12 protein-coding genes and 1 pseudogene are annotated in these 12,813 nt (G+C 61.5%); 7 read left to right on the top strand and 6 right to left on the bottom strand.

Going from position 1 to position 12,813, the window contains the following annotated elements; all coding sequences use genetic code 11:
- Positions 1-731: transposase (locus IEY33_RS11565; RefSeq protein ID WP_194517275.1), on the top strand; the 731-nt coding region annotated here is incomplete at its 5' end.
- 161 nt (positions 732-892) lie between these two features.
- Here the strand turns inward: IEY33_RS11565 and IEY33_RS11560 are convergent.
- On the bottom strand, positions 893-2,500 hold the full coding sequence (locus IEY33_RS11560; protein ID WP_188963433.1) for a hypothetical protein: 1,608 nt from the start codon (positions 2,498-2,500) through the stop codon (positions 893-895).
- A 631-nt stretch (positions 2,501-3,131) separates the two neighbouring features.
- Between IEY33_RS11560 and IEY33_RS19575 the strand changes: the two are divergent.
- From IEY33_RS19575 to IEY33_RS11545, 3 genes and pseudogenes are all read left to right on the top strand, one after another.
- Positions 3,132-3,327, top strand: a pseudogene (locus tag IEY33_RS19575) (transposase); the annotation flags it as partial.
- Between the two features lie 449 nt (positions 3,328-3,776).
- Positions 3,777-4,646 (top strand): transposase, encoded by an 870-nt coding sequence (locus IEY33_RS19570; RefSeq protein WP_188963431.1) that lies wholly within the window; start codon positions 3,777-3,779, stop codon positions 4,644-4,646.
- A 173-nt stretch (positions 4,647-4,819) separates the two neighbouring features.
- On the top strand, positions 4,820-4,957 hold the full coding sequence (locus tag IEY33_RS11545; protein WP_188963430.1) for a hypothetical protein: 138 nt from the start codon (positions 4,820-4,822) through the stop codon (positions 4,955-4,957).
- Between the two features lie 28 nt (positions 4,958-4,985).
- Here the strand turns inward: IEY33_RS11545 and IEY33_RS11540 are convergent, their stop codons facing one another.
- On the bottom strand, positions 4,986-6,500 hold the full coding sequence (locus IEY33_RS11540) for a BNR-4 repeat-containing protein (RefSeq protein ID WP_188963429.1): 1,515 nt from the start codon (positions 6,498-6,500) through the stop codon (positions 4,986-4,988).
- Positions 6,501-6,797: 297 nt separating this feature from the next.
- On the opposite strand from IEY33_RS11540, the gene IEY33_RS11535 reads away from it, so the two are divergent.
- On the top strand, positions 6,798-7,637 hold the full coding sequence (locus IEY33_RS11535; protein WP_188963428.1) for an IS5 family transposase: 840 nt from the start codon (positions 6,798-6,800) through the stop codon (positions 7,635-7,637).
- A gap of 78 nt (positions 7,638-7,715) precedes the next feature.
- On the opposite strand, the gene IEY33_RS11530 is transcribed toward IEY33_RS11535, so the two are convergent.
- From IEY33_RS11530 to IEY33_RS11515, 4 genes are read right to left on the bottom strand one after another with little or no spacing between them, the layout of a single operon-like run.
- Entirely contained in the window at positions 7,716-7,973 is a 258-nt protein-coding gene (locus IEY33_RS11530) for a hypothetical protein (RefSeq protein WP_188963427.1), read from the bottom strand.
- Positions 7,966-8,673 (bottom strand): B3/B4 domain-containing protein, encoded by a 708-nt coding sequence (locus tag IEY33_RS11525; protein ID WP_188963426.1) that lies wholly within the window; start codon positions 8,671-8,673, stop codon positions 7,966-7,968. Before IEY33_RS11525 ends, IEY33_RS11530 begins: the two co-directional genes overlap by 8 nt.
- A gap of 26 nt (positions 8,674-8,699) precedes the next feature.
- Positions 8,700-9,269 carry a pyridoxamine 5'-phosphate oxidase family protein gene (locus IEY33_RS11520; RefSeq protein ID WP_188963425.1) on the bottom strand — a complete coding sequence of 190 codons (570 nt, stop codon included), beginning with the start codon at positions 9,267-9,269 and terminating at the stop codon, positions 8,700-8,702.
- Between the two features lie 19 nt (positions 9,270-9,288).
- Positions 9,289-9,777, bottom strand: a complete 489-nt coding sequence (locus IEY33_RS11515; protein ID WP_188963424.1) for a GNAT family N-acetyltransferase — start codon at positions 9,775-9,777, stop codon at positions 9,289-9,291.
- An 8-nt stretch (positions 9,778-9,785) separates the two neighbouring features.
- Between IEY33_RS11515 and pdxR the strand changes: the two genes are divergently transcribed.
- Complete coding sequence (gene pdxR / locus IEY33_RS11510; protein WP_229670961.1) at positions 9,786-11,318, top strand: MocR-like pyridoxine biosynthesis transcription factor PdxR; 1,533 nt, start codon at positions 9,786-9,788, stop codon at positions 11,316-11,318.
- 331 nt (positions 11,319-11,649) lie between these two features.
- Positions 11,650-12,489, top strand: a complete 840-nt coding sequence (locus IEY33_RS11505; protein ID WP_229670960.1) for an alpha/beta fold hydrolase — start codon at positions 11,650-11,652, stop codon at positions 12,487-12,489.
- The last annotated feature ends 324 nt before the right edge of the window (positions 12,490-12,813 follow it).

Genomic DNA, 12,813 nt, shown 5'->3' with positions numbered 1-12,813 from the left:
GTGCCGTCGTTCACGGCTACACCATTCCACTCGTATGGGTGGCGTTGGACCACACCGGGAATAGCGACACCAAAGCCCGGATGTGGGTGGTTCTCCGTCTCCTTCAAGCCCTGCCAGCGGCGTGCTGGCAGGGCTTGGTCGCCGACCGGGAATGTATTGGGGCGGAGTGGTTCCGATTCCTTCGACGCCAGGGGATCCGGCGAGCCGTCCGAATCCGCAAGGACACCGTCCTGGACGAGCTCACAGCGAATCAGTGGTTCGACGATCTCCAGCCCGGTCAATTCGGCGTCATTGCAGAGAAGGCCTGGGTCTTCGGGGAATGGATGCGAGTCGTCGCGACGAGATCCCCACTGGGGGATCTCGTGATCATCGCGACCGATTTCGGGGTGTGGGAGACGTGGAGGCTGTACAAGCTCCGTTGGTCCGTGGAGGTGACCTTCGGGTCGTACAAGGACCGCGGATTTGATTTGGAGCGGACTGGGGTCACGGCTCCGAAGCGACTGGAACGGCTGTTCGGGCTGGTGACGCTGGCGTGGCTGAATTGCTTGAAGGTTGGCGTCTGGCGAGAGGGACAGGTCAGCATCCGAATCTTGGCGCACGGTCGTAAAGCGATGAGTCTGGTGCGGTACGGCTCGGAGTTTCTGCGGAACGTGTGGCGGTGGGATCTGAAGGAGAAAGCGGAGGTGATCGGGGTCATGATGAGCCCTTTTTTAGCTCCTGGAGCAGCTTGAGGTGAAGTTGTCCTCTACAGAGCAGTCAAGCCTATAAACCTGCTGTGCCGCTGATCAAAAGTTGCCACGAAGACGATAAGCCCGTTGTATTTAGATGGCAGACCAGACGCCCTGACTGACGTCAACCGAAAGGGTTGACCTGGCCGGCACAGCCTTGCATGTCACCGCTCATCAAGCAGGTCGACACTCCAGCGGTAGTTCTGATTCACGCTTCCATACAGGTTAGGGGTGCTGCTCACGCTGCTCCCAGCGCTGCTCCTGATGAGACCCACCAGGGGAAGACGGAAAACCAATGTCGGAACTTTGGTGCTGACTGCCGTGTTGACAAAGGTGTTGAAAGTCGAAGAGTACGCCGCGCAGGCCGGTCCGGCTTCGATGCCGCTGTATGTGGAGCTTCGGTCCAGACGATACGGGGCGTACTCGTTAACGTTGTCAAAATTCAGACTGACGTAACTCTCGTTATAGGTCGTGTTGTTGTTGGAGTTCTTGACGAGTCTGAAATCGACATTCCGGCTAGACCGAAACGCCACACTGACGTTCTCACGAATGTCCGAAGAGTAAAACGAAGAAGAACCGCAGTTGTAATTATAAATCTTGAAGTATTCCTCAAACCGATGCTCAAACAGCCCGTACGACTGACCCGTACACTCTGGCGTGCCGATCAACGCACTACCATGAGACGAAAACGTGCAGTTGAGCGCATTAAAGACCGACAGGTTGTTTTCGGTGATGCCGCGCTCGTCTCGCCGGTAATCGTTACCGTTCAAAAACTTCGTGCCTTCATACTGGTAACTGAACAGGTCGCTGTAATCCATGTTGGCACTCAGGCGGTAGGACTTGGTTGGCAGCAAGGTCATTGACGGACGATCGAACGGACCGCTGATCGGCACGTCCCCCACGTCCTCACGGTTGCAGCCCACGCACTGCGAAGGCTCCGCCAGGAACGGATGCTGCGCGTGAACCAGCGAGACGCTCACTCCCGGCTCCTGCACCTTCAAAGTCTCACTCAGCGCGGCCACACGGTCCAGGTTCAGTTCTTCCGGAGCCACCGTGACCCGCGTCAGGTCGTCGGTCACCACCACGTACACCAGACTGAAGTTCACGGGGCCCGAAGGAAAGTCGGCCTTGCGGACCTTCAGGGCCACCGTGAAGCTTCCCTCACCGCCTGGTAAGAGCGTTCGGCCGCCCTGGTCGGGGGTGACCACGTAGCCCCAGGGAAAGGCCTGCAGAATACCGCCCTGCCCGTCGAGCTTCCTGACCTCGTCCCGCCGGAACAGCTGCAGACTGGCGCCGGCCGGGTCCACCTCCGGCCCCGCGTTGCCGACACGCATACCGGACGTCGGCCGCAGGTGGTCCGCCCAGAAGGAGGCCTCGGTGCCGTTCGCCAGCTTGATAGATTTCACGGCAGTGTTCGGGTATGTCGCGGGCGTGCTGACCGTCAGCAGCGTGACGTTGCGGCGCGCCACGGCTCCGACGTTCCTGACCCGGTACCGGGCACTCAGGTACCGGTAGATGCCGTCCTCAAGCACTGTGGTGCCGCCCAGCCTGGTGAACGTGAAACCACCGACGGTGGTGTCGCTGATGGTCTGTGCGTCCAGGCCGTCCTGCGTGCCCAGCTCGACCAGACCCACCGGCCGCAGCGCTGTCACGGTCACGTCCGGTGCCGCCCGCCCCGCGCCCGACGCGGCCGGTGTGGAAGGTGCCGTGCCGCAGGCCATGAGCACTGCGACGAGCGAGCTGAACAGAACGGTAATGACTCCGTACTTCATGTGAACTCCTGACCAACTCGTGCTGCGCATGTCAAGTGATCCACCACACCTCGCCAGAAGAGGCCCAGGGTGCCTCCTGCTTTACGGCAACTCGAACGGCTCATCACCCACGACGTGTGTGCCCGGCAGCGTTCTCGTAAGGGCCTTCCAATATCCGAGGTGCGTCAGTCGCGGCACCTCGTACAGGGCCCGTGCCGTGGACTTCTCTGCTCCAGTACGGTTTTCACTGCCACTCGGTCCCGCCGGTACGCCCGCTTCCCCCATATGTTCCTCCCTACCTGTGGTGAGCGTAATGTATAGAATTTCACATTGAAAGTGCAGAAACATCACACAATATGAAGGCCATGCGGCAGCGGCTGTCAAAATCCAGCGGAGATGTCGTCAGCGTTGCTCACCTTCTCGCGTTCAACACTGGGTTCAAGATCTGGGTAGTGGGCTGGAATCAGACTCTGTTGGCGAATTCCCAGGTAAGCGAGAATGATGCATGAGCCTGCATGCCGATCCTCTGGTAGAGATTCCGGCGCGAACGGCTGACCTCATCCGCATCATTCTTCCCAAAGGCAACACCATTCCGCAGCTGCGTGATTGCTTCGGAACTGTCTACCACGACGATCAGTTCCGAGCACCCCACCCGACACGGGGTCAACCCGCGTACGCTCCCTGGCGCCTGGCGCTGGTCACGGTGTTTCCGTTTCTTGAGCACCTGAGTGACCGACAGGCTGCAGAACACGTGCGTACCCGACTGGACTGGAAATACGCACTGGCTCTCGAACTCGAAGATCTCGGGTTTCACTCCAGCGTCCTGAGTGAATTCAGAGCACGATTGGTCACAGCCGATCAAGGGGAAGTGCTGTTCAACACGTTCCTGCAGATCTGTAGAGACCACCACTTGCTCAACGTCGGTCGTCAGCGAACGGACAGCCCCCACGTGCTGGCCCGGATGCGTTTTCTCCACCGAAGAGAATTGATCGGCGAGACGCTCCGCGTCGCGCTGGACGACCTTGCGACGATCGTCCCGGATGCGTTGTGTCGAGTCGCTCCATCGGCGTGGTGGACACGGTATGGCAGAAGAGTGGAGGAAGGGAATCTTCCTCACTCCGAATCGGCCCGCACCGCGTTGGCCCAGACCATCGGCCAGGATGGCTTCTTCCTCATGGCCTCGTTGCTCAACGACCCCGATCTCAATATTCTTCTGCATCGCCCTGCCGTGGAGGCGCTGCGGCGAGTATGGCTGCAGCAATTCCAACGTGACGATTCAGGGGACGGCTCCCTGTAGGTGAAGCTCCGTGCACAGGAGGACACGCCGCCAGCGGAGTCCCGATGGTGTACGCCGCACGAGCGCGATGCACGGACCAGGATCAAACGGAGCACCCGCTGGGAAGGGTACAAAGTCCACTTCACCGAGTGCTGCGATGACGCCGCACCGCGGCTGATCACGCACATGAAGACGACCCCAGCCACACGACCGGACGTGCAGATCAATGACACGATTCAGACCGAGTTGATGGTGCGGGGATTGCAGCCTGGCGTGCATCTCGTGGATGCCGGTTATGTAACGGGTGACGGACTGGTCGAGCGTCAGGCGCGAGGGATCGACTTGGTGGGACTCCTCCGGGAACCGACCAGTTGGCAAAACCGTACAGAAGACGCCTTTGGTCTCACGGCCTTTGACATTGACTGGGAGGAGCAACAGGTGAACTTTCCTCAGGGACAGGTCTCTACCATGTGGACGGAACGGCCCCTTTCCTGGGCGCGGCGGCCAGCTGTCCAGGTTAAATTTTCCGCGGCGGCCTGCCGAGCATGTCCTGTACAAGCGCGCTGCACACGTGCAAAATCAGGGGTGAGGACCTTGGGGTTTCCTGATCGCACCACGTTCGAGGCGCTTCAGACAGCCCGAGAACGGGTACATCAGGCGGAATTCCGCCTGATGTACAACGATCGCGCAGGGATTGAATCAACCATGTCCCAAGGTGTGCGGCGCTTTGGTAGACGTGTGGCACGCTATCGGGGAAAAGCGAAGGTCGCGCTCCAGGAGTCCTTGGCAGCAACAGCCATGAATGTCGAGCGTGCAACGCAGTGGCTCTCTGGATCACGCCCAGCTGGCACTTGTCGAACCCAGTTCGCACGCCTACACCCTTCCAGTTGAATTCGCCAACAGAGTCTGATTCCAGCCCACTACCGACCGGTCAGCTGCGGTCCCGACGGGGAAACGAGAACCACTGGAATGCATGCTTCTTCAGCTTGAGTCTGGCGAGAGCGGCCCTGGTCATGGAGGGGGCCGGGCGCACGGGGCGTCCGGCCTCACGGCTGGTGTGCTCGATGGAAGACATCAAACGCCGCGCGTTTAATGCGCTGTTCGCTCAGCGAATGTTGGCCAATCTGGGTCTGTCGCAGCGTTTCGTGGAATTGCAGCAGCATCCCTCCAGGCCGCTGGACCTGGGCGTCAAAGCCGCTTGAAACTGTCCGGACCATTGGAGAAGATCACCTACTCAATTCCAACAACCCCGACATCCAGACTTGGCGTGCTGTCGCTCACTCCACTGAATGCCGTTGATGCAGTGAGGAACTGAAGCGGCTGCCGGTAATTCTGGATGAGCATCTCGATGCCAGATCCAGGAGGTCGGTTGTACGTCACGCGGGGGCCAGGAACGAACTGGGTTCCATCAACCAGGTTCCACTCTCGAATGCCCGCAGAGTCGTTTGCGTAGGCGCTGAGTACACTTCCCCGCTGTTCCAGGTCCTTGGGGTTAAAGGGAACAGTGGCAGTGACCCAACTGCTCCCAGTCCAGACGCTGGAGCGGTCCACTGCAGTTGTCCCATCAAACGTCGTATAGAGCACGACTGGACTCCCATCCGCCTTTTCATGAACGACGGAGAAGTAGCCCACGTCGTAATACGTCCAACCGGGCTGATCACTGGCGTATTTCGGCTCACCCGTATCCAGCACCTTACAGTCCCCTTCCATCTCCTCATTGCTCAGCTGGGTACCCAGATCCTTCCCAGCAGGGCTGAAAAAATGAAGGTCAGCTGGACGGAAGTACGCCACGTACATGTTGCGGTGGTACCGATCATGCAAATGGGACTGTCCTGTCCCTCCTCCGGCGATTGTCCAGGACATGATCACGCGTTCAGGTTTGTTGGCCGAGGGCGGAAGCAGCCGTGCCTGTCCCAGATAGATCTCGTTCATCTGGTCTGTTCGGTCCACTGAGCCTAAGGCGAACGCTTGCCCTGTCAGAGTCGTACTGTTCTTCCACGTCCGCCCGTTGTCCTCGGTCATGACATAGCGCAGGGGCCGGTCGTCTGTGAAGCGGGCCGGATCGAGCTTCGAGAGGGTCTCACGGTAAAAGACGAAGGTCCGACCAGTTGCAGACGTGAACGCAAACGGGTAAGAGGCCGCGGGCGCCTCGGGAATGCTGACATCCTCCCAAGGTCCTGCGGCGCTGTTCGGTTGTGCCGATCGGCTCATCCGCAGGACCGTGTTGTGAGCGCCATACGCCACGAGCAGGTGTCCGTCGGCCGCCTGGGCCATGACAGGATAATTGTGATAGTCCGGGTACGGATTCATTCCGACCTGCACGGGTTCACTCCAGGCTTGCGCGACGTGATCGTACGTGCGGACGAAGGGATGTCCCATCGCACCCATCCACGACACCACGGTCTGCTGGGTTGCGGGGAGGTAGATGGCCGACGGAGTAGGCCGCCGGGCACTTCGCACGGCCTGCCCGGTCCGGTGGACGTCGACCCAGCCTGGCACCTGGGGTGTCGAACCCAGTTGCCGAACCTCGATGTTCGTCTGGCCAAAATGCGTTGCGTCGGCCTGAGCGTTCAGCACAGTGCTGCCGGTGTTGCCTGCTGGCATGACGGTCGCACTTTGCCCTGTCGCCACGATGTTCAAACCGCTGCCACTCCAGGTGAAGTTCGTGAACAGGGGCGAACTGGAGAGGGTCGCGTACACCCGAACACGTTCACCAGGAAGGAGGACCACCTTCGTCGGGTTCATGCGCGTGCCCTGGGGGGACACAGGGCCACCCGGAATCGACGGCACTGAAGGAGTAGTTTCCCCGCCTCCACCACCTCCTGAACCACAGCCAACGAGTAAAAGGCAGAGTGATATCACGGCTTGACGGCTACTCATCATCAGGTTTTCTCCTGTCAGGTGGCCTGCATCAAGTGGCTGCTGTGAACGTCTCCTCGGCGGTCAATGATGTTAAGGAACAAGACAACGAGTCATCTAAGCTAAAGTGCGTCTGAAAACTCTGTCAGTAAGTTCAGGATCGTTTCAGCAGTATGCTGAAGGATGGACAGAAGAGCGTACGACACGGACCTGACGGATTCGGAGTGGATCATTCTCAGTCCTTTGTTTCCGGCACCTCGGTCCACAGGGCGGCCTCGAAAATGGTCATTCCGAGACATCCTGGACGGTATTTTCTACGTGATCCGAGGCGGAAACGCCTGGCGACTCATGCCACACGACCTGCCGCCCTGGTCAACGGTGTATCACTCCCATCGGGTTTGGCGACTCTGGGGTCTCTGGGAGCGTGTCCATACCGTGCTCCGGGAACATGTCCGCCTCGACGCTGGGCGTGCAGCCACGCCCAGCGCGGCCATCATCGACAGCCAATCTGCACGGACGACCGAGGCTGGAGGTCCACGGGGATATGATGGAGGCAAGAAGATCAATGGACGGAAGCGTCACATCCTGGTCGATACGCTTGGGCTGGTGATGGGTGTCGTGGTTCACCCTGCTGATCTCCAGGACCGCGCTGGCGCGGTTCTGGTCTTCAACAAGGTCCGAAACGAATTCCCGCGTATGCAGCACGTGTGGGCCGATGCTGGATACACGGGGAAATTGGCTTCGGAAGTTAAGACCCAGCTGGGATGGACGCTGGAGATCGTCAAGCACCCTTGGTCTGGCAACACGAGGACCTGGGCACCCATCGACCAACCACCACCTCCCATCTACGTCCCAGAGGGCTTTGTGGTGCTGAAGCGGCGATGGGTTGTCGAACGCACGTTCGCTTGGTTTGGGAAGTCGAGGCGAATGAGTCGAGATTACGAAGCGTCTGCAGAGACGACCGAGAATCTGATCTATGAGCTCATGATCCGCCTGATGACCCGTCGATTGGCAAAAAAGTGACACGAAATTCGTATGAGACGCATTTTGTGCAACCCAAAGCGTTTTACTGACAGAGTTTTCAGACGCACTTTAGTAGGGTCAGGCCTCGGTAATAGGCCCCGAGGCCAAGACCGCCGCCCCTGCGAGCGCCACCCACATCAGGTCCGTCGGCCTCGGCCAGGCTTCGCCGGTTTCCACGGCCAGCCCGACAAACACGACCAGCGACAAGACGTGGGCCAATGCCACGGCGCGCGTCACCGGGTTCCGTTTCGTGGCAATCCCGCCGCTGAATCCCCCCGCTCCGTAAGCCACTGCCGCGCCCAGTCCGGCCACCAGCAGGGTACCCAGGTCACTCACGCGTTGATTGTCCCAGATGCAGACGCTCGATCCGGCAGCCTGGAGACAGCGTCTTCAACATCGCCGTCAACTCATCTCCCGCCCGTTCCAGATCTTCAAACGTCATCGGCGGCAGGGCGTCGAACAGGAAGTAGGCCCTCGTCGTATCTTCCGTCAACCGGGTCCGGGTGCCCTGCCGCCAGTTCCAGGCCCGGCACGTCACACCCGCCTCGTCGGCCCAGACCACCTCACCTGGAACTGGATGATCGATGAACGGTAGACCGTCCTTGTTCGTCTCGAACGGTTCGGTGCCGTCGGCCACCTTCAGGGTGACCGCCCCCACCACGTGATCCAGGTCTTCGCCGCCGCAGGGCACGACGAAGCGCACGCTCACCGCGTTGTAAGCGTCCGCAAGCCGGTTGATGGTTGGGAGTTCTCCGCCTTTCACGACGCGGGTGATCAGGGCCTCGGCGGAGTTCATGGTTTTCTTGGGTTTCATCCCAAATGCACGGTAGGCGTCCTGCCAAGCCAGCACGTGTGGGTGGGTGGCGACAGGTGAAGTGGCGAACATGTGGCGGGCATGCGTCTCGGCGTCCCGCAACAGGGCAGTGCTGCGCTCGTCGCTCGGACCGTTGGTCAGGTCAGAGGCGAGCAGGACGAGCCCGTGGTAATTCGGGAAACGCTCAGCCACGATGGGGCTGATTTGGAGCAGGTTGTTCATACAGTGGTCTCCGGAAGTGCAACGTTTTACTTGCGCTTCTGCCAGCCGGGTGAGGCGGTGTCGTTCCTGGCGGGCCAGCGTTCATGGAGCGGTGGCAGGCGGCCTTCTTTTCCGGTGATGGTTTCAGGGGTGATGGCGTACACCACGGTGCCGTTCACGCGCGGCAGGGAATCTTTTTCCCGGCCCCAGGAATCCTCGGGGGCGTACTTGTCCATGAATGCCCGGTAAAAACGGAGCTTCTCGTCTACGTCCTCGACGATCCGGACGCGCCCGAACACGATGACGGAGCGGTAGGACACCGAGGTGTCGCACTCGATGTGACCGTAAGGGAAGATTTCACCGGGCTCGTCGACTTCGAAGCTTACCTGGTCATGGAAGCGTACGTTGGTCAGAAAATGTCCCTCATAGCGGGCGGTGTGAAGGTAGACCTGTCCGTCGTGCCAGGTGAAGAGGTTGGGGACGACGTAGGGATACCCATCAGGGCCGAGCGTGCCGGTGCGGCCACAGAAGCTGGTGCTGAGAAACGCTTCGGCTTCCCCCTGGGTCATGGCTTTGTCCTGACGCTTGAGCTGGCCTCGTGGGGTGGGGTCCGTCATAGGTGCCTCCTGTACCTGTTCAGGTGGTGGTCTCGGCCAGAGCCGTCAGTGCTGGACCACTGAGACCGTAGTCGATCCAGACAGGATTCGCCTGTGCTCCCAGCCGCTCATAGAAACGCTGTCCGGACGTGTTCCAGTTGGCGACCGTCCAGCGGACGGCGCCGCAGCCACGCGTCGTCGCTTCCCGGGCAGCCGCACGCATCAGCCCTTCCCCGACGCGCTGCCCACGCGCGTCCTCGGCCACGTACAGCTCCTTGATGTACAGCGTCGGCCGGGCCGTCGCGGTGAAGGGGACGAGGTAATACACCAGCATGCCGACCAGGGTTCCGTCCGCATCGGCGACGAGGGCGTGAAAGTCTGGGGGATCGTTGCGGAAGCCCTGCTCTCGCAGCACGTCCTCGTTCACGGCGAATACGTCCAGGTACTGCTCGAACGCAGCGAGGTCTCGCATCAAGGGCAGGAGCTGTGGAACGTCCTGTTCTGTGGCAGAGCGAATGCTTGGGGTCATACTTCCTCATGGTGAAGGAACATTGGTCGGGCGGGGAGTACCATTTCAAGATGAAAATGCCTGACCATTCACCAATTCGACAGCCGGACGTCACCGTGGACGTGCCCCTGCATGTGGAGCGGTCCAGCCCTGTGCCCGTGGCGCAGCAGGTGGGCACGCAACTGCAGGCAGCGATCTTGAAGGGTCAATTGCGTCCCGGGGCGCGGCTGCCCAGCACCCGCACCCTCGCCCGAGTGCTGGGGATCAGTCGTGGGGCCGTGCTCACGGCCTATGACGACCTGCTGGCGGCGGGGTATCTGACTGGTCGCGTCGGCGCAGGAACCTACGTCAGCCCCGAAGTCCGCCTGACACCACCGGTCCCCTCAGACGCGTCCCTCCGTGAAGATCAGCCCCGCTGGCTGCGGGGCTCCTTCGTGACACCCGACGTGGCCCCATCTGCGACCGAAATGAACGTGATCGATTTCCGGGTGGGACAGCCCGCTGTCGCGCCCCTTTCGGACGCGGCCTGGAAGCGGGCCTGGCGCCGGGTGGCGGAGGACACCCTCCCGGGAACCTACGCGGAAGCCGCGGGAGACCCCGAACTGCGCGCCGAAGTCGCGGCGTACCTGCGGCGCTCCCGGGGCGTTGTCTGCAGAGCGGATGACGTGGTGGTGACGAGCGGGGCCATTCAGGGCCTGCATCTGGTCGCGCGGGCCGTGCTGGCCCCGGGAGACGTGGCCGCCTTCGAGGAGCCGGGGTATCGCCTCGCGAGGCAGGTCCTCCGGGAGCGGGGGGCACAGATTCTGCCGGTCCCAGTGGATGAGGACGGCCTCCGAGTGAGCGAACTCCCTCTCGGCGAAGACGCACCGTTCCTGGTCTACACCACCCCCTCGCACCAGTTCCCGCTGGGGAGCCGCCTCTCGCTGCCACGCCGTCACGCCCTGCTGGCCTGGGCGCGGGAGCAGGACAGCCTGATCGTGGAGGATGATTACGACGGTGAGTTCCGCTATGACGCCGCGCCGCTGCCGGCGCTGGCTTCGCTCGACCCGAACTGCGTGGTGTATCTGGGAACCTTCTCTAAAGTCCTGTCTCCTGCCCTGAGGGTGGGGTACATCGTGGGGCCGCCAGTGCTCCGCGAGCGGTTGATTGGGCTGAAGACCATTGCGGATTACCACACGTCCTGGCCGGTGCAGCGGGCGCTGGCATTCTTTCTGCGCTCAGGTGATCTGGAGCGGCACCTCGGGCGGATGCGGCGGGTGTATGCGCGCAAGCGAGAACTGCTGGTGCGTGAATTGGCCGGCGTGAAGTCCATGGCGCGGGTGGGTGGCCTGGAAGCGGGCTTTCACATCCACCTGGAACTGGACGAGCGCCTGAATGCGGCGGCAGTGGCGGACCGGGCTGAGAAGCAGGGCGTGCGCGTCAGTGTGCTCTCGCCGTTCTATGTCTCGGACGTGGCACCAGGCGGCCTGCTCCTGGGCTATGGAGGTTTGGAGCCAGCACAGATTGTTCGGGGCGCACGGGTGCTGGTCGAGGTCATGAGGGACCTGGCCGCTGCCTCCTGATCATTGCGCCTTACGGCAGCGACTCTGACACTGGGCCTTTCATGGAAGGTTCAGTCGAGGCGCTCCGATGGGTCAGGTTAGGATCTCAGACCTGGTCTATCCCGTGTCAATACACGCGAAGTCCAACCCTAGCCTGACGCTTTTTGCTCCATTGCCTGACGTCCAGTTGAGGTATACCCCAGACTGACGTCAGGAGACCGGCTGAGGCCAGGTCTGCCAATCCATCCTCGCTGAGAGCGATGCAGCGCAGTTCACCTTCTGTCGCCGGTGAAAGCCCAAGAGGTCTTGGCGTAATCGGGCCTCCAGTCACACTGCACGCCCCGAAAGTAAGATGATGACTTCACCCGCTCCCGCCACCCTGCCCACCTCTCAGAGCCGTTCCGGGCCTTGGCTCCACCACATCCGGCGCGGCCAGGGCAAACCGCTGCTGTTGATCCATGGGCTGGGCAGTTCCTGGCAGACCTGGGCGCCGATTCTGGCCGGACTGGAGGCGCAGCGCGAAGTCATTGCCGTCGATCTGCCCGGCTTCGGCCACACGCCCCCGCTGCCCGGTGAGGTGAGCATCGCCACGCTCGCCGACGCGCTGACCGATTTTCTGACGCGGGAGAACCTCCTGGGTATCGACGCCGTGGGCACCTCCATGGGTGCTCGATTGGTGCTGGAACTCGCGCGGCGCGGGGGCGTCCTGGGAGCGGTGGTGTCACTTGATCCAGGCGGGTTCTGGCGGGGCTGGGAACGGGGCTTCTTCTACAGCACGGTGGCCATGTCGATCAAGCTGATCCGTGCGCTTCAGCCGGTCATGCCTGCCCTGACAGCTTCTCCCGTCGGCCGCAGTGCCCTGTTCGCCCAGTTTTCCTCGCATCCCTGGGACCTGGCGCCAGACCTCACCCTGACCGAGATGAGGAGCTTCGCGGCCTCCCCATCGACCGACGAACTGCTGCGCGACCTGGTGTTCGGCGAGGCGCAGCAAGGCGTTCCCCGGGGGGGGTTGGAACACCCGCTGGTGATCGGCTGGGGCCGCTGGGACCGGGTGTGTCTGCCAGCACAGGCGTCGAGGGCTCAGGAGTTGTTTCCCGACGCCCGGCTGCACTGGTTCGACCACAGCGGCCACTTCCCGCACTGGGACATGCCTGCACAGGCGCTGCGGCTGATCCTGGACACCACCGCCTGACCGGGCAGCCACCTGTTCTGGCAACCTTCTGGACGTCCTGGCCACCACCTCATCGGGTCAACCCGAATGGAGGCACGACAGATCGTTCCCTTTGTGCCGTTTCGTCGGACGTTACGTCGATCTGCCGTGTGGCACGTGGAAATCTCAAACCAGGGAATCTGAAGAACGGAACGGGAACGGCACGAAACCACTGATTTGCCTCCGCAGCACTCGCCCGTTCTCCCTGAATAGGCCTCAGCGACACGACTGGGAACGAGACGAAACGCGTCTTGGAGGCTGTTTTTCATCTGTGGGTGGGAGCTTTGACCTGCGTACTACTTGTGC

The sequence above is a fragment of the Deinococcus aquiradiocola genome (assembly GCF_014646915.1).
GTDB lineage: Bacteria > Deinococcota > Deinococci > Deinococcales > Deinococcaceae > Deinococcus > Deinococcus aquiradiocola.
The sequence above is the reverse complement of the archived record's forward strand: the minus strand, read 5'-3'. Positions and strand labels throughout refer to the sequence as shown.